The organism is Pantoea sp. SIMBA_079 (assembly GCF_046940275.1).
Classification (GTDB): Bacteria; Pseudomonadota; Gammaproteobacteria; order Enterobacterales; family Enterobacteriaceae; genus Pantoea; species Pantoea borealis.
This window is the reverse complement of sequence record NZ_JAWRYR010000001.1, coordinates 655,300-677,477: the sequence shown is the minus strand read 5'-3', so window position 1 is coordinate 677,477 and position 22,178 is coordinate 655,300. Positions and strand designations below refer to the sequence as shown.

Annotated in this window: 22 protein-coding genes and 1 pseudogene; 10 read left to right on the top strand and 13 right to left on the bottom strand. The window is 57.6% G+C overall.

Annotated features, from left to right (window positions below; all coding sequences use genetic code 11):
- Positions 1-54: 54 nt before the first annotated feature.
- On the bottom strand, positions 55-1,038 hold the full coding sequence (zntB, locus tag SB719_RS03340) for a zinc transporter ZntB (RefSeq protein ID WP_065649303.1): 984 nt from the start codon (positions 1,036-1,038) through the stop codon (positions 55-57).
- A 95-nt stretch (positions 1,039-1,133) separates the two neighbouring features.
- On the bottom strand, positions 1,134-2,753 hold the full coding sequence (locus SB719_RS03335) for a peptide ABC transporter substrate-binding protein (protein WP_412158883.1): 1,620 nt from the start codon (positions 2,751-2,753) through the stop codon (positions 1,134-1,136).
- Between the two features lie 182 nt (positions 2,754-2,935).
- On the opposite strand from SB719_RS03335, the gene mpaA reads away from it, so the two are divergent.
- The gene (mpaA, locus tag SB719_RS03330; RefSeq protein ID WP_412158882.1) at positions 2,936-3,649 is read left to right on the top strand and encodes a murein tripeptide amidase MpaA; all 714 of its coding nucleotides are present in this window, start codon (positions 2,936-2,938) and stop codon (positions 3,647-3,649) included.
- On the opposite strand, the gene ycjG is transcribed toward mpaA, so the two are convergent.
- Positions 3,618-4,604 (bottom strand): L-Ala-D/L-Glu epimerase, encoded by a 987-nt coding sequence (ycjG, locus tag SB719_RS03325; protein ID WP_065649300.1) that lies wholly within the window; start codon positions 4,602-4,604, stop codon positions 3,618-3,620. The two genes, mpaA and ycjG, sit on opposite strands and share 32 nt — an antisense overlap.
- 149 nt (positions 4,605-4,753) lie before the next feature.
- Here ycjG and tpx point away from each other — a divergent pair, with 149 nt between their 5' ends.
- Entirely contained in the window at positions 4,754-5,257 is a 504-nt protein-coding gene (gene tpx, locus SB719_RS03320) for a thiol peroxidase (protein WP_065649299.1), read from the top strand.
- A 63-nt stretch (positions 5,258-5,320) separates the two neighbouring features.
- Here tpx and tyrR read toward each other — a convergent pair whose 3' ends face one another.
- The 7 genes from tyrR to pspA form a co-directional block, all read right to left on the bottom strand.
- On the bottom strand, positions 5,321-6,886 hold the full coding sequence (tyrR, locus tag SB719_RS03315; protein ID WP_304231788.1) for a transcriptional regulator TyrR: 1,566 nt from the start codon (positions 6,884-6,886) through the stop codon (positions 5,321-5,323).
- A 211-nt stretch (positions 6,887-7,097) separates the two neighbouring features.
- Complete coding sequence (locus SB719_RS03310; protein ID WP_065649297.1) at positions 7,098-8,168, bottom strand: YcjF family protein; 1,071 nt, start codon at positions 8,166-8,168, stop codon at positions 7,098-7,100.
- The gene (locus tag SB719_RS03305; protein ID WP_412158881.1) at positions 8,165-9,562 is read right to left on the bottom strand and encodes a YcjX family protein; all 1,398 of its coding nucleotides are present in this window, start codon (positions 9,560-9,562) and stop codon (positions 8,165-8,167) included. Before SB719_RS03305 ends, SB719_RS03310 begins: the two co-directional genes overlap by 4 nt.
- Complete coding sequence (gene pspD / locus SB719_RS03300; RefSeq protein WP_039384485.1) at positions 9,543-9,791, bottom strand: phage shock protein PspD; 249 nt, start codon at positions 9,789-9,791, stop codon at positions 9,543-9,545. The genes SB719_RS03305 and pspD overlap by 20 nt, the downstream gene beginning before the upstream one ends.
- Before the next feature lie 45 nt (positions 9,792-9,836).
- The gene (gene pspC, locus SB719_RS03295) at positions 9,837-10,184 is read right to left on the bottom strand and encodes an envelope stress response membrane protein PspC (protein WP_065649295.1); all 348 of its coding nucleotides are present in this window, start codon (positions 10,182-10,184) and stop codon (positions 9,837-9,839) included.
- A complete protein-coding gene (gene pspB / locus SB719_RS03290; RefSeq protein WP_039384488.1) occupies positions 10,181-10,405 on the bottom strand; it encodes an envelope stress response membrane protein PspB in 225 nt (74 codons plus the stop codon). Before pspB ends, pspC begins: the two co-directional genes overlap by 4 nt.
- Positions 10,406-10,464: 59 nt before the next feature.
- Positions 10,465-11,130, bottom strand: a complete 666-nt coding sequence (gene pspA / locus SB719_RS03285; RefSeq protein WP_065649294.1) for a phage shock protein PspA — start codon at positions 11,128-11,130, stop codon at positions 10,465-10,467.
- A 163-nt stretch (positions 11,131-11,293) separates the two neighbouring features.
- Here pspA and pspF point away from each other — a divergent pair, with 163 nt between their 5' ends.
- From pspF to SB719_RS03245, 8 genes are all read left to right on the top strand, one after another.
- Complete coding sequence (pspF, locus tag SB719_RS03280; RefSeq protein WP_065649293.1) at positions 11,294-12,295, top strand: phage shock protein operon transcriptional activator; 1,002 nt, start codon at positions 11,294-11,296, stop codon at positions 12,293-12,295.
- A gap of 749 nt (positions 12,296-13,044) precedes the next feature.
- Complete coding sequence (gene sapA / locus SB719_RS03275; protein ID WP_065649292.1) at positions 13,045-14,661, top strand: ABC transporter substrate-binding protein SapA; 1,617 nt, start codon at positions 13,045-13,047, stop codon at positions 14,659-14,661.
- A gap of 3 nt (positions 14,662-14,664) precedes the next feature.
- On the top strand, positions 14,665-15,630 hold the full coding sequence (gene sapB, locus SB719_RS03270) for a putrescine export ABC transporter permease SapB (RefSeq protein ID WP_065649291.1): 966 nt from the start codon (positions 14,665-14,667) through the stop codon (positions 15,628-15,630).
- A complete protein-coding gene (sapC, locus tag SB719_RS03265) occupies positions 15,617-16,507 on the top strand; it encodes a putrescine export ABC transporter permease SapC (RefSeq protein WP_292971340.1) in 891 nt (296 codons plus the stop codon). Before sapB ends, sapC begins: the two co-directional genes overlap by 14 nt.
- Positions 16,507-17,502, top strand: coding sequence for a putrescine export ABC transporter ATP-binding protein SapD (sapD, locus tag SB719_RS03260; protein ID WP_304233015.1), 996 nt, complete (start codon positions 16,507-16,509; stop codon positions 17,500-17,502). The genes sapC and sapD overlap by 1 nt, the downstream gene beginning before the upstream one ends.
- Positions 17,502-18,305 (top strand): putrescine export ABC transporter ATP-binding protein SapF, encoded by an 804-nt coding sequence (gene sapF, locus SB719_RS03255; protein WP_304233013.1) that lies wholly within the window; start codon positions 17,502-17,504, stop codon positions 18,303-18,305. The genes sapD and sapF overlap by 1 nt, the downstream gene beginning before the upstream one ends.
- A 141-nt stretch (positions 18,306-18,446) precedes the next feature.
- Positions 18,447-19,235, top strand: a complete 789-nt coding sequence (gene fabI / locus SB719_RS03250) for an enoyl-ACP reductase FabI (RefSeq protein WP_039384517.1) — start codon at positions 18,447-18,449, stop codon at positions 19,233-19,235.
- 194 nt (positions 19,236-19,429) lie between these two features.
- Positions 19,430-20,551 carry a carboxymuconolactone decarboxylase family protein gene (locus SB719_RS03245; protein WP_304233010.1) on the top strand — a complete coding sequence of 374 codons (1,122 nt, stop codon included), beginning with the start codon at positions 19,430-19,432 and terminating at the stop codon, positions 20,549-20,551.
- On the opposite strand, the gene SB719_RS03240 is transcribed toward SB719_RS03245, so the two are convergent.
- The 3 genes and pseudogenes from SB719_RS03240 to SB719_RS03230 all read right to left on the bottom strand — a co-directional run.
- The gene (locus SB719_RS03240) at positions 20,542-21,438 is read right to left on the bottom strand and encodes a LysR family transcriptional regulator (protein WP_304233041.1); all 897 of its coding nucleotides are present in this window, start codon (positions 21,436-21,438) and stop codon (positions 20,542-20,544) included. The two genes, SB719_RS03245 and SB719_RS03240, sit on opposite strands and share 10 nt — an antisense overlap.
- 125 nt (positions 21,439-21,563) lie before the next feature.
- Positions 21,564-21,785, bottom strand: coding sequence for a hypothetical protein (locus tag SB719_RS03235; protein WP_304233008.1), 222 nt, complete (start codon positions 21,783-21,785; stop codon positions 21,564-21,566).
- A gap of 90 nt (positions 21,786-21,875) precedes the next feature.
- Positions 21,876-22,124 (bottom strand): annotated as a pseudogene (locus SB719_RS03230) (terminase small subunit); the annotation flags it as partial.
- Positions 22,125-22,178: the final 54 nt, after the last annotated feature.

The following is a 22,178-nucleotide window of genomic DNA, read 5'->3' as shown; positions in this document are numbered from 1 at the left end:
TGCCGCGATTTTCTGTGAGGTGAATTGATGTCGATCAGCTTTTTCCCGCTTTTGCTACAGCCAGTTGCGTTTTTTCAGCCATACCGCCACGCCACCCACCATCAGCAGCAGGATCAGACAAAACAGCAGAAAACCGTGCTGCCAGTTGCCGCCCGGAATCCCCCCCAGGTTGACGCCAAACAGCCCGGTAAGAAAGGTCGCTGGCAGAAAAATCATCGCCATCAGCGACATGGTATAAGTCCGGCGGTTCATTGACTCCGCCAGCAGCGAAGCCACCTCATCTGCCAGAATGCCGGTGCGCGCGACGCCTGCGTTGAGATCGTCCAGCCCGCGCCCCAGACGGTCCGCCACATCCTGCATGCGACGCCGGTCGTCATCGCTCATCCACGGAAGTTTCTCACTTGCCAGTCGCGCATAGACGTCGCGCTGCGGTGCCATATAGCGTCGCATGACGATCAGCTGCTTGCGCAGCAGCGCCAGTTCGCCCCGGGCCGGTACCTGCTGATCCATCAACGCATCTTCCAGCTCAATGATTTTGTCATGCATATCTTCAATAAATTCGCTGGCGTGATCGGTCAGCGCGTCGCAGACATCCACCAGCCAGCTGCCGCCATCTACCGGACCATTGCCATGCTGCAGCTCATTGAGCACCTCATCTATCGCGTTGACTTTACGACGGCGCGTAGAGACGATCAGTTTGTCATTAATGAATACGCGCATCGCCACCAGCTGATCGGGACGCGAATCGGCGTTGTGGTTAACGCTGCGCAGCACAATCATAAACCCGTCGCCAAGCCGTGTAACGCGTGGCCGCATGCTGTCACCTGCCAGCGCATCGCGCACGGCGTCCGGGATCAGCGGCGTGTTCTGCAGCCACTCTGCGCTCTGACGCTGCGCGTAATTAAGATGCAGCCAGCAGTGGCGCTCGCAATGAATAATATCGTTATCTTCAATAGCGATAACGCCACCTTTGCCATCAAACTGACAGGCAATAATGGCATCTGATACCTGTAATGCTTTCCCTTCGATGACGTTCACGTCCCCACTCCACGTCCTGAATCAGTACGCTACAGTCTAGCGCGACGCCTTTCAGTTGCAATCGCGCCGGTGTATGCAAACGTGACGCAAACTACTCAGTGTTTTTCAATCCACAGTTCGCGGCTGTAAGCCACATCTTCCGGATTTGTAATGGGATATCCTTTCACCCAGGGTTTGATCAGGCGACCGTTTGTATATTGATAGAGCGGGGCAATGGGTGCCTGGTCGGCAATGATCTGCTCCGCTTTATTGTAATCTGCGTTGCGCGCCTGCACGCTGGTATCGGTACGCGCTTTCGCCAGCACCGCGTCATACTCCGCATTGTTGAAACGCGCAATATTCCCGCTGTGGCTGGCCGTCAGCAGACTGAGGAAAGTAGAAGGTTCGTTGTAATCCCCGATCCATGAGGCGCGGATCACATCAAAATTCCCGCTATTGCGGCTGTCGATGTAAGTTTTCCACTCCTGGTTCTGCAGCGTGACGTCTGCCCCCAGATTCTTTTTCCACATGGAGGCGACAGCGATAGCAATTTTCTGGTGGCTCTCTGAGGTGTTATAGAGCAGCGTCAGATGCAGCGGCTTAGCCGGACCATAGCCCGCTGACGCGAGCAGCGCTTTTGCCTGCGCATTCAGCTCCTGCTGGCTATGCTGCTGCAGATAGCTCTGCTGCGGCGTAAACCCGGCCGTCACATCGGGCGTAAAATGCCATGCCGGCTTTTCGCCGGTGCCCAGCACCTTCTCTGCAATAATGCGGCGATCGATACTCCACGATAGCGCTTTACGCACGCGCACATCAGCCGTGGGGCCTTTCTGCGTATTGAAGGCGTAGTAGTAGGTCCCCAGCTGGTCAGGCGTATAAACCTCGCCCGGCAGGCTCTTTTTCAGCAGCGAATACATGTTTTTCGGGAACGATTCGGTGATATCGATATCCCCGGCGCGGTAGCGCTTGGTGGCGCTGGACTCTTCGTTGATGGGCAGAAACGTCACCTGCGTCAGAACCGAATGTTTGTCATCCCAGTAGTGTTTATTGCGCACCAGCACGATTTTTTCGTTTACGACCCGCGACTGTAACTGATAGGCACCGTTTCCCACCAGCTTGCCCGGGGCGGTCCAGGTTTCACCTTCGGCCTTGATAACGTTTTGTGGTACGGGAAACAGCGCGGCGTTGGCCATCATAGCTGGCAGCCACGGCACCGGCCGTGACAGCGTCACTTTAAGATGCGTGGCATCGGTGGCCGTTACGCCCAGCTTATCCGGACTCATGCTGCCTTTGGTAATCGCTTCTGCATTCTCAATACCACTCAGCGCAGCAAACCAGGCAAAGGGTGAGCTGTTTTTCGGATCAACCAGGCGCTGCCAGCTGTAGACAAAATCCTGTGCGGTAACCGGACTGCCATCTGACCAGCGTGCGTCTTTACGCAAGGTAAATAGCCAGATTTTATTGTCGGTACTGCTCCAGCTCTCTGCCACGCCGGGCACAATCTGGCCTTTGGCATCCTGACTGGTGAGGCCTTCAAACAGATCGCGCATGACCTGAATCTCCGGCAGCCCTACGGCTTTCATCGGATCAAGCGAGGCGGGTTCATCTTTAATGTGACGAACAATCGTCTGCTGGCTGGCGAGCTGCGCGCCCGCCGGTACGTCGGCAGCGACAGCCGGAAAAAATGTGCTGCTGACGACCAGCGCCAGCGCTGAAAGGCAAAACAGAGACTTCATCATCACTCCTTAACAGAAAAAGGGCGACCTGAAGTGCGTAATGTCGCCAGCAACTCCGGCAACTGTAACGCAAATTACTGATGGGTATGTAGCTATTTCCCGGTTTGCTGTTTACCGTTAGTGTAGTGCCCGATACACCCGCGCCCCGCTCGTTTGCAGAGCCGCTCACAGGAGAGCCTGATATGTCATTTCATCACCCGCGTCCGCAGCGCGGTCAGCTTGATGCGGTCTGGCAGCAGTATGGCCGTTCGGTGCTCGGCGCCCCGCTGCTCTGGTTTCCGGCGCAGGCCGCTGACCAGGAGAGCGGACTGATTATTGCCGGTACTCACGGCGATGAGAACGCGGCGATCGCCACGCTTTCCGCCGCGCTGCGGACGCTGCCCGCCTCCCTGTGCCGCCATCATGTGATTCTTGCCGCGAATCCGGATGGCTGTCAGCTCGGGCTGCGCGCCAATGCGCGCGGCGTCGATCTCAACCGCAACTTTCCCGCCGCTAACTGGCAGCGGGGCGAGACACACTACCGCTGGAACAGTGCGGCTGACGCACGCGATGTGGTGCTCTCTACCGGTGAGAAGCCCGCTTCCGAACCCGAAACCAGCGCACTGTGTCAGTTGATCCATCAACTGCAGCCGCGCTGGGTGGTATCATGGCATGAACCGCTGGCGTGTATTGACGATCCCCATCACAGCGCGCTGGCGCGCTGGCTGGGTGAGCAAACCGCTTTGCCGGTGGTGAGCAGCGTGGGGTATGCCACGCCGGGTTCATTTGGCAGCTGGTGCGCCGATCTCGGGCTACTCTGCATCACGGCTGAAATGCCGCCTGTTTCGGTGGATGAGGCCACCGAACGCTATCTTGAGGCGATGATCAATCTGCTGCGCTGGCAGGCGCCGGATTAAGGCTGCCGTAGCTGAATGAGAGTGCGGGATCGACATCCGCTGCCAGCCAGGTCGGGCCATCCAGATCGGCAAAGGCAGCCTGAGAAACCAGTGGCAGCGCGGCCCGGATAGCGCGTGAGGTGCAGAGCATACAGCCCAGCATCAGCGTGAAACCCTGTTCACGTGCTGCGGCTGCCAGCGCCAGCGCCTCGGTCAGCCCGCCGGTTTTATCCAGCTTGATATTGATCATCTCATAACGCCCGGCCAGTCCGGCCAGGCTGTCGCGCGTATGACAACTTTCATCTGCGCAAATTGGCAGCGGATGGACAAAGTTTGCCAGCGCAGCATCCTGCCCGGCTGGCAGTGGCTGCTCCAGCATTGCAATATTGAGATCCGCCAGCAGCTGACAGCGTGCCGCCAGCCCTTCGGCTTCCCAGGACTCATTGGCGTCGATAATCAGGGTTGCGTCGGGAACCGCGCTGCGGATCGCCACCAGCCGCTCACTGATCAGATGGTTATCCATTTTCACTTTAAGCAGTTTTGCACCGTGCTGCCACAGCGCCAGCGCGCTGCTGGCCATCGCCTCTGGCGTATCGATACCGATAGTGCGCGCCGTGGCAACCTGTCCGGCCAGCGGTTGATCGCACAGCGCGGCCAGCGTCTGATGCTGCTGCTGACGTTCGAGATCCCACAGCGCGCAATCAATAGCATTCCGCGCTGCGCCAGCCGGCATCGACTGCTGCAGCGCGCTCCGGGTCATGCCCTGCTGCAGCGCGGGCAGCTGAGCGGCAATCTGCGCCAGCACGGAGGCCTCGCTCTCACCATAACGGGCATAGGGGGTCGCCTCTCCGGTGCCTTTGATACCGTTTTCTTCAATTTCCACCACCACAACCTGCGCTTCAGTACGACTGCCGCGTGAGATAACGAACGGCGAATGCAGTGGCCAGGCTTCAGGATAACTCTTCACTGTTCTCATTATTACACCTTAAAATTGTGCGCCTGATGTGAAGCTGAGCGATTATTGCAAGAAAGGTAATCGTAAACCCCTAAAAATTATGGCATAAACTTTAGCGGTTTTCGTGAAGTCGCGCGCTGCGCTGACTTTTCATTCAAAAAGGAGATTGTATGTCACAGAACGTTCACTTTCAGGGTAATCCTGTCCCGGTCGCCGGTCATTTTCCACAGGCAGGTGAACAGGCGCAGCCTTTTACCCTGGTCACTAAAGATCTGGCGGATGTTTCGCTGGCGGACTATGCCGGAAAGCGTAAGGTGCTGAACATCTTCCCGAGTATTGATACCGGCGTCTGTGCCGCCTCGGTTCGCAAGTTCAACGAGCGCTCCGGTGATACCAGCAACACCGTTGTGCTCTGCATCTCAGCTGACCTGCCGTTTGCTCAGTCTCGCTTCTGCGGCGCAGAGAATGTATCCAATGTGGTAACGCTTTCTGCCATGCGCGGTTCAGAGTTCAAAGAAAATTATGGCGTTGCGATCTCTGATGGTCCGTTAAAAGGCCTGACCGCCCGCGCAGTAGTGGTGCTGGATGAGAATGATAACGTGCTTTACAGCCAGCTGGTCAATGAGATCACTGAAGAGCCGGATTACGATGCAGCGCTGGCCGCGCTGAAGTAAGCAGTCTGTAAAAAAACCGTCCTGTCAGGGACGGTTTTTACGGTTCAGGACCCGCTATGCCAGCTACTCACTCTCTCCACGCTTCTGCCCTAACCCATATTCGCGCAGTTTGTTGGCGATTGCCGTGTGTGACACGCCCAGACGTCTGGCCAGCTTACGCGTGCTGGGATAAGAGAGATAGAGCCGGGTCAGTACCGAGCGCTCAAAGCGGCTGGTAATATCATCCAGCGATCCTTCCAGTGCTTCCTCACCCAGCGACACATCCAGCGCCTGCTCCGGCAGCACGATATCCTGTGGACGCAGCTCGTAACCTTCCAGCTGAGTCATAGCCCGATACAGCGTGTTTTTCAGCTGCCGGACATTGCCCGGCCAGCTATAGCGCGTCAGGTACGGAAGTAACTGCGGAGAAAGACGCGGGCGCGGCACTCCCTGCTCATCGGCAAAACGCGCCACAAACATTTCTGTCAGCGGCAGGATATCAAGCGGGCGTTCACGCAGCGGCGGCAGATTCAGCGTCAGCACATTGAGCCGGTAAAACAGGTCTTCGCGGAACTCCCCGCGCTGTACCATCTCAATCAGGTTCTTCTGCGTGGCGCAGATCACCCGCACATCAACATGCACTTCATGATCTTCACCTACGCGGCGAAAGGTACCGTCATTGAGAAAACGCAGCAGCTTGGTCTGCATACGCGGCGACATCTCACCGATTTCGTCCAGCAGCACCGAGCCGCCGCTGGCCTGCTCAAAAAAGCCCTTTTTCCCTTCCAGCGCATTCGGATAGGCGCCGGCGGCGTGGCCGAACAGCTCGCTCTCCGCCACGTCGTCCGGAATCGAGCCGCAGTTCAGCGCAAGAAACGGTTTTTTACCGCGCGCGCTGCGCAGGTGGCAGGCGCGCGCCAGCATATCCTTGCCGGTGCCGGTATCGCCCACAATGAGCAGCGGCGCATCATGCATTGCCAGCTTGCGCGCCTGTTCAACCACCTGGCGCATTTTGGGCGTCACCGCCACGATGTGATCAAACTCAGACTCATCGGTGACACTGAGGTTCTGCAGCTGACGTCCCATGCGCGCCGTTGACTTCAGCGTGATCATTGCGCCCACCGGGTTATCGCCCTGCTCATCACTGTCTGCGAGGTAAATAGGCCGCGCCTCCATCAGAAAATCACGCCCCTGAATGACGACATGCTGGGTCTGTGCCTCCACCCGTTCGCTCTCCAGCCAGCGCTGAAAGTTAACGCCGCCAATCAGTGACGCCACGCTGTGATTGCGGATTTTCTGTTCATCCAGCGCAAACAGATGCTGTGCCGCCGGGTTAGCCAGCTCAATCTTACCTTTAAGATCGATAGAGAATACCGGCTCAGGCATGGCCACCAGCAGCGCGCTGAGTGCACGATGCTCACGTTCAGAGGGCAAATATGCCGCGGTGCGGACATCGGTGACGCCAGGCGTGCGCCGGATTTCTGCCATCAGGCTGCTGAAAGCGTCAAACTCCAGTGCAGAAAAGCTGAGGTAGATACGGCCCTGCGGGGCAATTTCGATGCCGCGTAAATCAATATTGCGGGCGACCAGCAGGTCGAGCAATTCACGCGCCAGACCGATTCGGTCATGACAAAAAACTTCCAAACGCATGGCAGTCAGCCTTAGTCAGGTTTTGATTTCAGAGATAATACGCTAACTTGCAGCCCCTCAGAAGGCCCGTGTCATGAAAAGTTGACAGCCAGACACAGTTTTGCGATTGCACAGCGCAAAAAAAAGCCACTTATGCCGCCATAAAAGGAAAAAGGCAACGTAAACGTTGCCTTTTAGCGTCACAGCAGAATGAAAGTGGCCAGGCCGGTGATTATTTGGCACTCTGCTCTGATGCGGCAGCACCTTTTGCCAGCGAGGTTTTAAGCTGGCTGACGAGGTCGCGGCGGAAGTCGCCAAGGCGTGGTTTATCCTCTTCAAGCCATGGCAGCGGACGACACAGCTCCATCGCTTTAATGCCCAGCCGCGCGGTCAGCAAGCCGGCACCAATGCCCTGTGCGGCGCGGGCTGAAAGGCGCGCCGCGATATCCTGCGACATCCAGTCCATCCCCACTTCACGCACCAGTTCAGATGCGCCGGCAAAAGCCATATTCAGCAAAACCAGACGAAACAGGCGAATACGGCTGAAATAGCCAAGCTCAATGCCATAGATTGCAGCGATGCGGTTCACCAGCCGCAGGTTGCGCCAGGCGATAAATGCCATATCCACCAGCGCCAGCGGACTGACAGCGATCATCAGGGTCGATTCAGCCGCATGGCGGCTGATCTCACTGCGCGCCTGGCGATCGAGCACCGGCTGCACCAGCTGTGCGTAAAGCGTGACAATTTCGCGATCGTTATGCGTCTCATGCAGCGCGGCATACCAGCGCTGCAGCGCCGGATGCGCCTGATCGAGCCGCGCCTGCTGCGCCAGCGTTTCGCAAAAAGCGCGTGCCTTGCCTATGCCATGACTCTGCAGCAAATCGCGCGCCACGTCGCGCTCTTCCGCCCGCTGACGCAGTCGCCACAGGCGCCGCCACTCCGCGATCAGGGCGCCGGCACCGGCTGTGACTATCAGCCCGCCTGCCGCGCCGCTACCCAGCGCAAACCAGTCGCGCGCCAGCCAGGCATCGTGCAGGAACTGTACGCCCTGAGCCAGCACGCTCACGGTGAACACCGCCACGCCCGCACCAGCCAGTTTGCGCCACAGGCTGCGCTTCGGCCGCAGCGCTGCTTCCACCATCTTTTCACCTGCGCCTTCAGGCAGCGGCTCTGTCCCGGCCGCCGCGACAAAATCGGCTGTTTTCACATCAAACGTTTGCGCAGCACGCAGCGGTGGCTGTGTGTCGCTGCTGAGCGGCCGGGCAAAATCGATGCGCGCTTTTAACGGCGTTTCATCACTCATCGCAATTTATCTCCCAGTAAAAATTCCAGCGCGGCATCCATGCGAATATGCGGCAGAGGCCGATCAACATCCAGCGATTGCGGCCTGAATTGCTCAAACTGAAACCCCTGCTGTTGCCAGAAGCTGTTACCCGGCAAGCGGGGTGGCACCTCGCCCGGATAAACGGTAAGGGGCTCACCATCTGCCAGACGTTCACCGCGCAGTGCCGGCAGTTTCTCACCCCGGTGATCCACCAGACCGCTTTCAGTGGCCTGTATGGCCGCCAGTCCGAGGCAATCCATGCTGATCCCTTCAAACGCGGCGTTCTGCCACGCATCCTGCACCAGCTGCTGCAACAGCGACACCATATTGGCGTGCTGATCGGCGGTGATGTGATCGGCTTTCGTCGCCGCAAACAGCAATTTGTCTATCACCGGCGAAAAGAGGCGCCGGAACAGGGTTCGCTGGCCGTAATGAAAACTCTGCATGAGCTGGGTCAGCGCCAGGCGCATGTCATTAAACGCCTGTGGTCCGCTGTTCAGCGGCTGAAGGCAATCAACCAGCACGATCTGCCGGTCAAACCGCAGGAAGTAATTTTTATAGAAACCCTTCACCACGTGCGAACAGTAGTAGTTGAAACGCTGCTGCAGCACGGCAAAATTGCTGCCGGTCGGCGCCTGGGCCAGTTTACTTAGCGCCTGCTCATCCGCATCGGGCCACGGGAAAAACTGCAGCGCCGGCGCGCCCGCCATCTCCCCCGGCAGCACAAAGCGTCCCGGCTGAATAAAGTGCAGCCCCTGGCTTTTGCAGCGGTGCAGGTAGTCTGTCCAGGCGGCGGCAATCTCTGCCAGCTGGTTTTCATTAGCGGGTGCCAGCGGATCGAGATTGTGGCAGAGCTCACGCCAGCGGGCTGACCATTTCTCTCTGTCGCCCTGCAGCAGTCCACGCATCTGCCGCGACCAGCTGACATAATCCTGTGCCAGCATGGGCAGATCGAGCAGCCATTCGCCGGGATAGTCAACTATTTCGAGATAGAGCGTGGCGGTATCTTTGAAGTGGCGCAGCAGTGAATTGTCAGGCCGGTAGCGCAGCGCAAGGCACATTTCGCTGACGCCGCGCGTCGGGGTGGGCCACGCAGGCGGTGCGCCGTAGAGCTGCGCAAGACCTTCATCGTAGGTAAAGCGCGGCGTGCCAAGCTCGCGCTGCGGCACGCGCTTTACGCCAAGCAGGCGCTCTTCACGTACCACTGAGAACAGCGGCAGGCGCGCGCCGTGATGGACGTTCAGCAGCTGGTTTACCAGCGAGGTGATAAACGCTGTTTTGCCGCTGCGGCTCAGACCCGTAACCGCCAGGCGCAGATGACGATCCACGCCGCGGTTCATCAACGCAACAAGTTCATTTTGCAGTTTTTTCATCGTTTTCCCTGATGAAACGTGCTGACAGACGGCGAAACGCCCTGCTCAGCAACGGTTCCAGGGCGGCCGCCAGCAACAGGCGCAGCGGACGGCGCGCCACCGATTTAACAGCCCAGCCGGCGAGCCCGCCGGGACCATAGGTTACTGCACTGATAATGATGAATTTTCCGGCCGACTTCAACGCAGGCGTTGCGCGACGGCGCAGAGCAGTCATTCGCTGAGTGTGCATAAAGCCCCTTATGAGTTGAGAGGCGGACCCGCCAGGGTCCGGGGATCAGAGCTGACGAAAGCGGCTGCGTACGCTAAAGGTTTCAGAAGTCACATAACGCTCTACATCGCGTACGCTACGCTCATCCTGGCTCAGCGCCAGCGCCAGTTCATCCAGCTGTTCACGGGCCGTGGGCTGTTTCTGATCTGGCAGCGTGGCCGGTTTTTCATCCAGCACATAGCCGAGAATAAAATAGGCGGTCACAGTGATCATAAACAGACCAAAGAACAGCGACAGCACGACAATGACGCGCAGCAGACGTACCGGTATATCAAGATATTCCGCCACGCCGGCGCAGACGCCCCGTACTTTGCCCTGCTGCGGAATACGCCAGAGTTTGCGATCGCCTGTCATGGCTGCCTCCAGTTTGGATGCTCCGCATCAAGAATCGCTTCCAGCGCCTGAACGCGCTCACGCATACGTTGCGCCTCCTGCGTCAGCTGCTGCAGCCGCTGCATATCGTTATTCGACAATTCACCTGCACTGCGCCGGTTACTGTAATGCAGCCATAACCAGATGGGCGCGACAAACAGCACGAAAATTGTCAGGGGTATGGCAAGAAAAAGTGCGCTCATTGACTCTCCTTAATCATCTACACCGTTTCAGCTGGGCCCGAAACCGGGCCCGGACGCGATCACTCGCTGCGGTTCATTCTGGCTTTCAGCGCGGCCAGCTGCTGACTGATTTCATCGTCTGCTTTCAGCTCGGCAAACTGCTGATCCAGCGTTTTTGATTTACCAAAGCGCTGACTTTCCGCTTCAGCTTCCATATGATCGATACGGCGTTCAAAGGACTCAAAGCGCGCCATCGCATCATCGATTTTGCCGCTGTCAAGCTGACGGCGTACATCGCGTGATGAGGAAGCTGCCTGATGGCGCAGCGTCAGCGCCTGCTGGCGGGCGCGGGTTTCACCGAGTTTATTTTCCAGCTCGCCGATCTCCCCTTTCATACGCTCCAGCGTCTCATCCACCTGCGTGGACTCCTGCTGCAGCAGACTAATCAGATCGGTGAGTTTCTGTTTTTCGATCAGCGCAGAGCGTGCCAGATCTTCTTTCTCTTTGCTGATAGCCAGCTCTGCTTTCTCCTGCCACTCAGACTGCTGAACTTCAGCCTGCTCAATGCGACGCAGCAGCTGTTTTTTCTCAGCCAGCGCGCGTGCTGAAGTGGAGCGTACTTCTACCAGCGTGTCTTCCATCTCCTGAATCATCAGGCGTACCAGTTTCTGCGGATCTTCTGCGCGCTCAAGCAGCGAATTAATATTAGCGTTTACGATGTCAGCGAAACGAGAAAAAATACCCATAATGATGTTCCTTAATATTGTCGTGTATAGGGTCGGACGCTTTTACTGCTTACAAGATGCGTGCCAACTTTTAACTGGTTGATTTTATTAATATACGCAGGTTTACTTTCTGGCGGCAGGAAGCCAGGATAAGTAAATTACACAACTATTGGTGAAATTCATCATGGCTAACGGCAACGATAACCTGCTGGGCGAATCGAATAATTTTCTTGAAATGCTGGAGCAGGTTTCTCAGCTGGCACCGCTGGAAAAACCGGTGCTGGTGGTGGGTGAGCGCGGTACCGGTAAGGAGCTGATCGCCAGCCGCCTGCACTATTTGTCTGAACGCTGGCAGGGTCCTTTTATCTCGCTTAACTGCGCAGCGCTTAATGAGAGCCTGCTCGACTCTGAGCTGTTCGGACATGAGGCGGGCGCCTTTACCGGTGCGCAGAAGCGTCATCTTGGTCGTTTTGAGCGCGCCGACGGCGGCACGCTGTTCCTTGATGAGCTGGCGACAGCGCCGATGCTGGTTCAGGAGAAACTGCTGCGCGTGATTGAATATGGTCAGCTGGAGCGTGTTGGCGGTAATCACGCTCTGCAGGTGAATGTACGCCTGGTCTGCGCCACTAATGAAGATTTACCCGCGCTCGCCGCTGCCGGAAAATTCCGGGCTGACCTGCTGGATCGCCTCGCCTTTGATGTGGTGCAGCTGCCGCCGCTGCGCCAGCGACGCAGCGATATTCTGCTCATGGCGGAGCATTTTGCTATCCAGATGTGTCGCGAGCTGCGTCTGCCGCTGTTTCCCGGCTTCAGCGAACGCGCGCAACGAGAACTGCTGGAGTACAGCTGGCCCGGTAATGTGCGCGAGTTAAAGAATGTTGTGGAACGCTCTGTATACCGGCATCGCAGCACTGAGGAGCTGCTGGACAACATCATCATTAATCCGTTTGCTTTAAAGAGTGACGTACCGGCAGAGCCACCGCGCCCTGCCGGATCGGCTGCACTGCCTGCCCTGCCGCTTGATTTGCGCCAGTGGCAGCATCAGCAGGAGCGCGCGCTGGTGGAAATGAGCCTGCAGAATGCAAAGTTTAACCAGCGACGCGCGGCCGATCTGCTGGGTGTGACCTATCATCAGCTGCGCGCAATGATGAAAAAGCACGGTATTCAGGTCCGTGACGAGAGTTGATAGCGACGAGAGTGGATAGCGAAGCGGATGCCGGGAGCATACATCAGTATGTGACCGGTTCTGCTGAGCGCAGCCAGTGCTGCTGCTGCAGACCAAACAGCCTCTTTTTTCAAACTGACTGATGTGGCAGCAAGGAGGCAAGCGAAGCGGAGACCGGGAGCATACATCAGTATGTGACCGGTTCTGCTGAGCGCAGCCAGTGCTGCTGCCGCAGACCAAACAGCCTCTTTTTTCAAACTGACTGATGTGGCAGCAAGGCGGCAAGCGAAGCGGAGACCGGGAGCATACATCAGTATGTGACCGGTTCTGCTGAGCGCAGCCAGTGCTGCTGCTGCAGACCAAACAGCCTCTTTTTTCAAACTGACTGATGTGGCAGCAAGGAGGCAAGCGAAGCGGAGACCGGGAGCATACATCAGTATGTGACCGGTTCTGCTGAGCGCAGCCAACGCTGCTGCCGCATCAGTCAGGAAGAAAAAAAAAGCCCGCACGAGGCGGGCAACATAATACTGGAAGCAATGTGAGCAATGTCGTGCCCTTCTCCGGCAGAGCCACCGGTGAAGCGCAGGTGAATAATAATCATTCCTATTATCATCTGTAAAGCTTTATTGAGAACTTTTCTCATTCCCACACTCTTATTGCGCCTGTTTTTTATGCAATGTGCAGGTAATTGCTGCAGGCGCATGGGGAGTTTGGGAAGTCACGCTGGTTTGCGATACACTCTGCTTATTGCCTCAGAATCGTTGAGTTCTATGCTAAAAATTCTCTTCTCGCTGCTGCTGAGTTTCAGCGCTTTGAGCGCGTCTGCTGCGCCTGCGGAATCGATCCGTCAGACCGGCTTTGTCTATTGTGTCAACGGCAGCGTCAACACGTTTAACCCGCAGATGGTCAGCAGCGGACTGGTGGTTGATACTCTGGCCGCACAGCTCTATGACAGACTGCTGGATGTTGATCCTTACACCTATCGCCTGATACCCGATCTGGCGCAGAGCTGGGAAGTCCGTGATAACGGCGCGACCTATCGTTTTCATCTGCGCCGGAATGTCTCTTTCCAGCATACCGCCAGCTTTACGCCCCGGCGCACGCTGAACGCCGATGATGTGGTATTCAGCTTCGCGCGGATGTTTGACCGGCACCACCCGTGGCATAACGTCAATGGCGGCAGCTATCCCTATTTTGACAGTCTGCAGTTTGCCGACTCGGTGCAGAGCGTTAAAAAGCTGGATCGCTATACCGTGGAGATCCGTCTGAACGCGCCTGATGCCTCTTTTTTATGGCATATCGCCACCCATTATGCGCCGGTGCTGTCGCAGGAGTATGCTGCGCAGCTGGATGCCCGTGGGCAGCAGGAGAAGCTGGATCGGGAGCCGGTGGGTACCGGTCCGTATCAGCTGAGTGAATACCGTACCGGGCAGTATCTGCGCCTGGCGCGCAATCCCTGGTACTGGAAAGGCGTACCGCGTCTGCAGCAGGTAGTGATTGACCTCGGCGTCGGTGGCACCGGACGTCTGTCAAAACTGCTGACCGGCGAGTGCGATGTGCTGGCCTATCCGGCGGCGAGCCAGCTGTCGATTCTGCGTGACGACCCGCGTTTGCGCATGACGCTGCGCCCCGGCATGAATATCGCTTATCTGGCGTTTAACACCCGTAAAGCGCCGCTGGATCGCCCCGAAGTGCGGCACGCGCTGGCGCTGGCAATCAATAATGAACGCCTGATGGAGTCTATTTATTACGGCACAGCGGAAACCGCTGCCTCTATCCTGCCGCGCGCGTCCTGGGCCTACGACAGCGACGCCCGCGTAACGGAATATAATCCGGACAAATCGCGTGCGGCGCTGAAAGCACTCGGCATCGAAGATCTGACGCTGCGTCTGGTGGTGCCAACGGCCTCGATGTCCTGGAACCCCAGCCCGCTTAAAACCGCTGAACTGCTGCAGGCAGATCTGGCGCAGGTTGGCGTTAACGTCATTATTACCCCGGTAGAGGGCCGTTTTCAGGAAGCGCAGCTGATGGCGATGAACCACGATTTAACCCTGAGCGGCTGGGCTACTGACAGCAACGATCCCGACAGCTTCTTTCGTCCGCTGCTCAGCTGTGCGGCGATCCGCTCGCAGACCAACTATGCTCACTGGTGTTCTCCGGCGTTCGATGAGTCACTGCAGCGCGCCCTGCTCTCACAGCAGCTCTCCGCGCGAATTGAAAACTATGACCGTGCGCAGCAGCTGCTCGCTCAGGAGCTGCCGGTACTGCCGCTCGCGTCTTCACTGCGCGTGCAGGCGTACCGGCACGATGTTCAGGGGCTGGTGCTGAGTCCGTTTGGCAATGCTTCCTTCGCCGGCGTACATCGCGATGAGCAGAGCGGAGAGTAACCGATGATTATCTATTTGCTGCGCCGCATACTGCTGCTGGTGATCACCCTGTTTCTGCTGTCGCTGGTCAGCTTCAGCCTGAGCTATTTTACGCCAAACGCGCCGCTGGAAGGTGCCTCGCTACTGGATGCCTGGTGGTTCTGGACGCAGGGCTTACTGCAGTTTGATTTTGGTGTTTCCAGCATTAATGGCCTGCCGGTAAATCTGCAGCTGCGCGAAGTGTTTCCCGCCACGCTGGAACTGTGCGTGCTCGCATTTATGCTGGCGTTGCTGGCCGGGATCCCCCTCGGTATCTGCGCCGGCGTCATGCGAAAAAAATGGCCGGATAAAGTGATTAGCGCGCTGGCACTGCTGGGATTTTCAATGCCGGTATTCTGGCTGGCGCTGCTGTTTACCCTGTTCTTTTCACTGACGCTGGGCTGGCTGCCGGTATCGGGCCGATTCGACCTGCTTTATCCGGTGCAGAATGTCACCGGGTTTGCGCTTATCGACGCCTGGCTGAGTCCCTCCCGCTGGCGCCATGAGATGCTGCTGAGCGCGCTGTCACACATGGTGCTGCCGGTGATCGTGCTCGCGGTAGCGCCCACCACGGAAGTGATCCGGCTGCTGCGCATCAGCACCAGTGAAGTTATGGATAAAAACTATGTCAAAGCGGCGGCGACCCGTGGCCTGTCACGCTTTACTGTTATCCGCCGTCACGTGTTACACAATGCCCTGCCGCCGGTTATCCCGCGTCTGGGACTGCAGTTCTCTACTATGCTGACGCTGGCGATGATCACGGAAGTTGTTTTCAACTGGCCGGGCCTGGGGCGCTGGCTCATTAATGCTGTCCGCCAGCAGGATTATGCGGCCATTTCCGCCGGTGTAATGGTTGCTGGCGGGCTGGTCATTATTGTCAGCGTCCTCTCTGATATTCTTGGCGCCGCCCTGAATCCGCTGAAGCACAAGGAGTGGTATGCCCTCAGATAACGTTTATGCCGAGAAGCGGCTGCCGAGCACGCTGCGCCTGAGCTGGCACCACTTCTATCGCGACACGGGCGCCATGATCGGCCTGTATGGCTTTGGTACACTGCTGCTGCTCTGCCTGTTTGGCCGGGTGATCGCGCCTTACGGCATCGATCAGCAGTTTCTGGGCTATCAGCTGCTGCCGCCTTCATGGTCACGCTACGGCGACGTCTCTTTTTTCCTCGGCACTGACGACCTGGGCCGCGATGTGCTGAGCCGCCTGCTGAGTGGCGTGGCCCCGACGGTGGGGTCGGCACTGATTGTCACGTTGCTGGCCGCGCTGGCGGCACTGCTCCTGGGCATTCTGGCGGGCATGACGCGCGGCGTACGTTCTGCCGTCATGAATCACATTCTGGATACGCTGTTGTCGATTCCGTCACTGCTGCTGGCGATTATTGTGGTTGCGTTTCTTGGACCACAGCTGGCGCACGCCATGCTGGCGGTGCTGCTGGCGCTGATCCCGCGGCTGGTAAGGGAGATATACACTGCCGTGCACGATGAGCTGGAGAAAGAGTATGTCGTGGCACTGCGGCTGGATGGCGCACGCAATCTCAGCATTCTGTGGAATGCAGTGCTGCCCAATATTCTGCCGCTGCTGATTAGCGAATTTACCCGCTCACTCTCAATGGCGATCCTGGATATCGCCGCGCTGGGCTTTCTTGATTTAGGCGCGCAGCTGCCCTCGCCGGAATGGGGCGCGATGCTGGGAGATGCGCTGGAGCTAATCTATGTTGCCCCGTGGACGGTGATGCTGCCGGGTGCGGCGCTGATGACAAGCGTCCTGATTGTTAACCTGCTGGGCGACGGTATCCGTCGCGCGGTTGAGGCGGGAGCTGAATAATGCCGCTACTTGATATCCGCAATCTGACAATTGAGTTTATGACGCCGGAAGGCCCGGTGAAGGCAGTGGACCGCATTAACCTGACGCTGAGTGAGGGAGAGATCCGCGGACTAGTGGGTGAATCGGGTTCCGGAAAGAGCCTGGTGGCGAAAGCGATCTGTGGCGTAACCAAAGATAACTGGCGCGTCACCGCCGATCGCATGGTGTTTGACGACATCGATCTGCAGCGTCTTTCGCCGCGCGAACGGCGTAAAATCATGGGGCACAATGTCTCAATGATTTTTCAGGAGCCGCAATCCTGCCTCGATCCCTCTGAGAGCGTTGGCCGCCAGCTGATGCAGGCTATCCCGCGCTGGACGCATAAAGGTCGCTGGTATCAGCGCCTGTGGTTCTGGCGCAAAGCACGCGCCATTGAATTGCTGCACCGGGTGGGCATCCGCGATCACAACGATATTCTGCGCAGCTTTCCCTACGAACTCACCGAGGGCGAGTGTCAGAAAGTGATGATAGCGATTGCGCTGGCAAATCAGCCGCGCCTGCTGATTGCCGATGAGCCGACCAACGCTATGGAACCCACTACCCAGGCGCAGATATTTCGCCTGCTCAGCCGTCTGAACCAGAATAACAACACCACGATTCTGCTGATCAGCCACGATCTGCGCGCCATGAGCAAATGGGCTGACCGTATTAACGTGATGTATTGCGGCCAGACGGTGGAAACCGCGCAGAGCGAGGAGCTGATGAGCACGCCGCACCACCCCTATACGCAGGCACTGATCCGTGCAATGCCCGATTTCGGCAGCGCGCTGCCGCATAAAAGTCGTCTGAATACGCTTTCCGGCGCCATTCCTTCGCTGGAGCATCTGCCAATTGGCTGCCGGCTTGGTCCGCGCTGTCCTTATGCGCAGCGCAAATGCGTTGAAACGCCGCGCCTGACCGGCAGCAAATCGCATCTGTTTGCCTGTCACTTTCCGCTTAATCGGGAGCGTCAGTAATGGAAACGCTGCTGGAAGTACGCAACCTGAGCAAAACCTATCGTTATCGCACCGGGCTGTTTCGCCGCCAGCACGTTGAGGCGGTCAAAAATGTCAGTTTTACGCTGCGCGAGAAGCAGACGCTGGCAATCATTGGCGAAAACGGCTCCGGCAAATCAACGCTGGCCAAGATGCTGAGCGGCATGGTCGCCCCCAGCGCCGGTGAAATGCTGATTGACGATCACCCACTGAGCTACGGCGATTACGGCTATCGCAGCCAGCGCATCCGGATGATTTTTCAGGACCCGTCGACCTCGCTGAATCCGCGCCAGCGTGTCAGTCAGATCCTCGACCTGCCGCTGCGCCTGAACACAGAACTGGATGATGAGGCGCGCGAGCAGCGTATCATCAGCACGCTACGCCAGGTCGGTCTGCTGCGCGACCATGCTGGATACTATCCGCATATGCTGGCACCGGGCCAGAAGCAGCGCCTGGCGCTGGCGCGGGCACTGATCCTGCAGCCCAAAGTGATCGTGGCCGATGAAGCACTCGCCTCGCTGGATATGACCATGCGCTCTCAGCTGGTGAACCTGATGCTGGAGCTGCAGGAGAAACACGGCATCGCCTATATCTACGTGACGCAGCATCTGGGCATGATGAAACATATCAGCGATCAGGTGCTGGTGATGCATCAGGGTGAGGTCGTGGAGCGCGGCGGCACCGCAGATGTTTTAGCCTCGCCGCTGCATGAGCTGACCAAAAGACTGATTGCCAGCCACTTTGGTGAAGCGCTGACCGCTGAAGCCTGGCGGCGCGTGCTCTGAATGCCGCCCGTCTCGCGGAAAACGCGGTGCGGTTTACCGTATTTGATACAGACGTGCTAGAATCCGCACGTCGATTAACGTCGGTCGTATACTTTTTAATCATCGCGACCGCCAACAACAATGACCATAAGGATTACAGCTATGGGTTTTCTTTCCGGTAAGCGCATTCTGATTACTGGCGTTGCCAGTAAACTCTCCATCGCCTACGGTATTGCGCAGGCGATGCATAAGCAGGGCGCAGAACTGGCTTTCACCTACCAGAACGACAAACTGAAAGGTCGTGTGGAAGAGTTCGCTAAAGAATTGGGTTCAGACATTGTTCTGCCTTGCGATGTGGCAGAAGATGAGAGCATCACTGCCCTGTTCACTGAGCTGGCAAAAACCTGGCCAAAATTTGACGGTTTCGTGCACTCTATCGGCTTTGCCCCGGGCGATCAGCTGGATGGTGACTACGTAAACGCCGTAACGCGCGAAGGTTTCAAAATCGCGCACGATATCAGCGCTTACAGCTTCGTGGCGATGGCCAAAGAGTGCCGCGCGATGCTGAACCCGAATGCTGCCCTGCTGACCCTCTCTTACCTGGGCGCAGAGCGTGCTATTCCAAATTATAACGTTATGGGTCTGGCGAAAGCGTCGCTGGAAGCTAACGTACGCTACATGGCTAACGCGATGGGTCCGGAAGGCGTGCGCGTCAACGCCGTGTCTGCAGGTCCAATCCGTACTCTGGCGGCATCCGGCATCAAAGATTTCCGTAAGATGCTTTCCCACTGTGAAGCGGTTACCCCGATTCGCCGTACAGTAACTATTGAAGACGTAGGTAACTCTGCGGCCTTCCTGTGTTCTGACCTGGCGGGTGGTATCACCGGTGAAGTCGTACACGTTGATGGCGGCTTCAGCATTGCCGCTATGAACGAGCTGGAACTGAAATAAGTTCTGCAGGGGCGAGCCTGACTCGCCCCACTCCCTCTCTGACCTCACTATATACCCATTCGATATTAATTATTCCCCTTCATTCTTTTGCCTGCGCCTGACCTTCAGCGACGATAAGCCTGCCCCCGAGCGGCGACACGCTTTTCAGACTTTCCCGTCGTACGCTCAGCCCGAATTTAGCGAAAGGATGGATTATGGAACAACGCCGTTTTACCGGCCATAACCTCTGGCTGTATGAAAGCCAGGCTCGCCCATACACCTCCACTACCGCCCCGCTGGTCCCTGAGGCCGCTCTGGTTAACGATCGTTTCATGCTCGGCTTGCAGCAGGAGGCAACGGCTTTACAGCCGCTGTTTCGCCGTTTTCAGCCGGCATTGCTGGCGGCTCGCGATGTAAGCCAGCTGTTGTTTCCCGACAGTCTGACGGCATCGCAAACGCATACGCTGACACTCTATGACCGGCTAAGCGCCGCTCTGACGGTTGCGCAGGTGGCGGGCGTTCAGCGCCTGTGCAATCACTATTCAGCACGCCTTAATCCGCTCCCCGGCCCCGACTCTTCGCGCGAGAGCAACAATCGCCTGACGCAGATGACGCAGTATGTCCGTCAGCTGGCAATGCAGCCCGCGCTGATTAACGCACACAGTATCGGCGCACTGGAGGCGGTAGGACTGACAGAGCCCGATATCATCACGCTGAACCAGATTGCAGGGTTCACAGGCTTTCAGGCGCGGATGGTGGCTGGCGTCCAGGCGCTGCTGGCACAGCCGGTGCGCTGGATCCCCGGCGTGTCAGTGCCGCCCGACGCCTGCGCCACGCTGTTTGCTGAAGACATGCCCTACTCACCGGCGCTGAAATCGCTGGAGCGACGCTATGCCAGCCCGCAACAGCTGAGCGCGCAGGCGGACTGCCTGAAAGATAGCGATCTTGCGCCGCTGAGCGGGCTCCTGATGTATGATGCGCCGGTTCTGAGCGGCCTGCAGCGCCTGAAACAGCAGCTGGCTTCAGTTCATCCGGAGGCGGAAGCGCTGGCGCTGGCGGTCAGCGCGCGTATTCTCGGTTGCCGCCAGCGTTTTGCCCGCTACGCCGGAGGCTGGCGTGAGGCGTTACTGGCTGACGCTGCGCATCATCGCGACGCCGTTGCTGCGCTGAGCGGACAGCTGACGCGTCAGCCCGATCGGTTCAGTGCTGCGCATCTGCAGCCGCTGATTAACAGTGGCTGGGATCAGGAGGCGTTGTTTGCGCTGTTGCAAAAGGTGGCGCTGGCCAGCTGGGAAGATCGGCTCTCTATGGCGCTGGCAGAGACGCGTCAGTCATGAAGATGGCGGCGCGCCTCGTCAAAAAAGTGCTGCGCCAGCGGTGAAGCACGTCCCGGCTCTGCGATCACCAGCGCAGCCTGCCGCCCCATGGGTGCCATATCGATCGGGCGCCGCGCCAGGTTCTGCAACAGTTCGGGCAGCAGATGTCCGCACGGTGATACCATTACGCCGAGGCCAACCTGTGCGCTCTGCAGCAGTTGCATAATGGAGGCGCTCTCAACGATCACACGCGGCAGCACACCGGTTTCGCGCAGCTGGCCATCAAGATAACGCCGGAAATAGCGCGTGGGTTCAGCCAGACAGAGTGGCTGCGCCGCCAGGGTCTGCAGTGAAAGCCGCTGCTGCTGCTGCAGCGCCGGAAAGTGCTGTGGATTAAAAATCGCTTCCACTCCGCCATCGTTCAGCAGCGCGGTCTGAAAGTGCAGCTCGCGCAGGGACGTCAGTTCAAAAAAACCGATGCCGCCGTCAACAGTATGGCTGTTCAGCGCTTCCAGCAGCTGATCGGCGCTCATCGCTGCGACGCGATAGTCCAGCTGAGGATAGCGCTCTTCAACCGCTTTGAGCAGCGCGGGCAGCGCCACGCTGCACTGCGGCATAACGCCCAGCCGCAGCGTACCGTTTACGCCGTGCTTGAGGGATTCAACCTCCAGCTTCAGCCCCTGATAAACAGAGACAATCTCCCGCGCCCAGGTCAGCACGCGTTCACCTTCCGGGGTAAAGCCGTCAAAGTTATTACTGCGATTAATCAGCGATAACCCCAGCTCACGCTCGAGGTTTTTAAGCCGCATTGAGAGCGTGGGCTGGCTGACAAAACTCGCTTCTGCCGCCCGGCCAAAATGGCGCTCCCGCTCAAGGTTGCAGAGGTAAATGAGTTGCTTTATGTCTATTTTGATTACCTATCAATAACTTATGAATTTAAAAACCATCCGTTAAGGCTATTATGTACTACCTGTGTACTAAATAAAAATGCTCAGATACAGAGTCCGGATAAGCAGATAGCTCAGTAAGAATGTCAAAATGAAACATCTATATGCCGCACCCCGCGCGTCATCTTCCCCGGCACAATGACATTATTCAGCGGCTCACCTTCCATAACCTCGCCCTCTTCCGTCACCAGGCTATAGCGGTACATCTTGCCCGGCCCTGAGTAGCCGTTGCACTGATACACAATTATGCTGCCGGGCTTTACCGCTGCAGCTGAGTCGACCAGCAGGAAGCCGTCCGGGATATCCACGCGGAATGTTATGGCCGGATTGGGGGTGAATACTGAGTTAAGGCTACGCCTCGGCTATGCAGTCCTGCACCGGAGAAGGGGATCCCGTCAGAGGCCGCCGTCATCCTTCAGGATGTCGGGCACGTCCATTTCGTCAATTTCAACGAGGCGGCGCAGCACATAGTCCGCATTTACCTCTACCCTTTCGTTGCGCTCTGATTTAAGGTCAATAATGCGTTGCGCAATAGCAGGTTTTAACAGGTTTTCAGATCCGGCACGGTTTGCAGTCTTATCGCTATACCCCGCCCGAATGGCCGCTTGCGTGGCGTTCAAATTGATGAGGTACTCGCGGCAGACTATTTCTTACTTGTCGGTGAGTGTTATTTTTTAAAGCGACATCCTGAATTAGAGGTG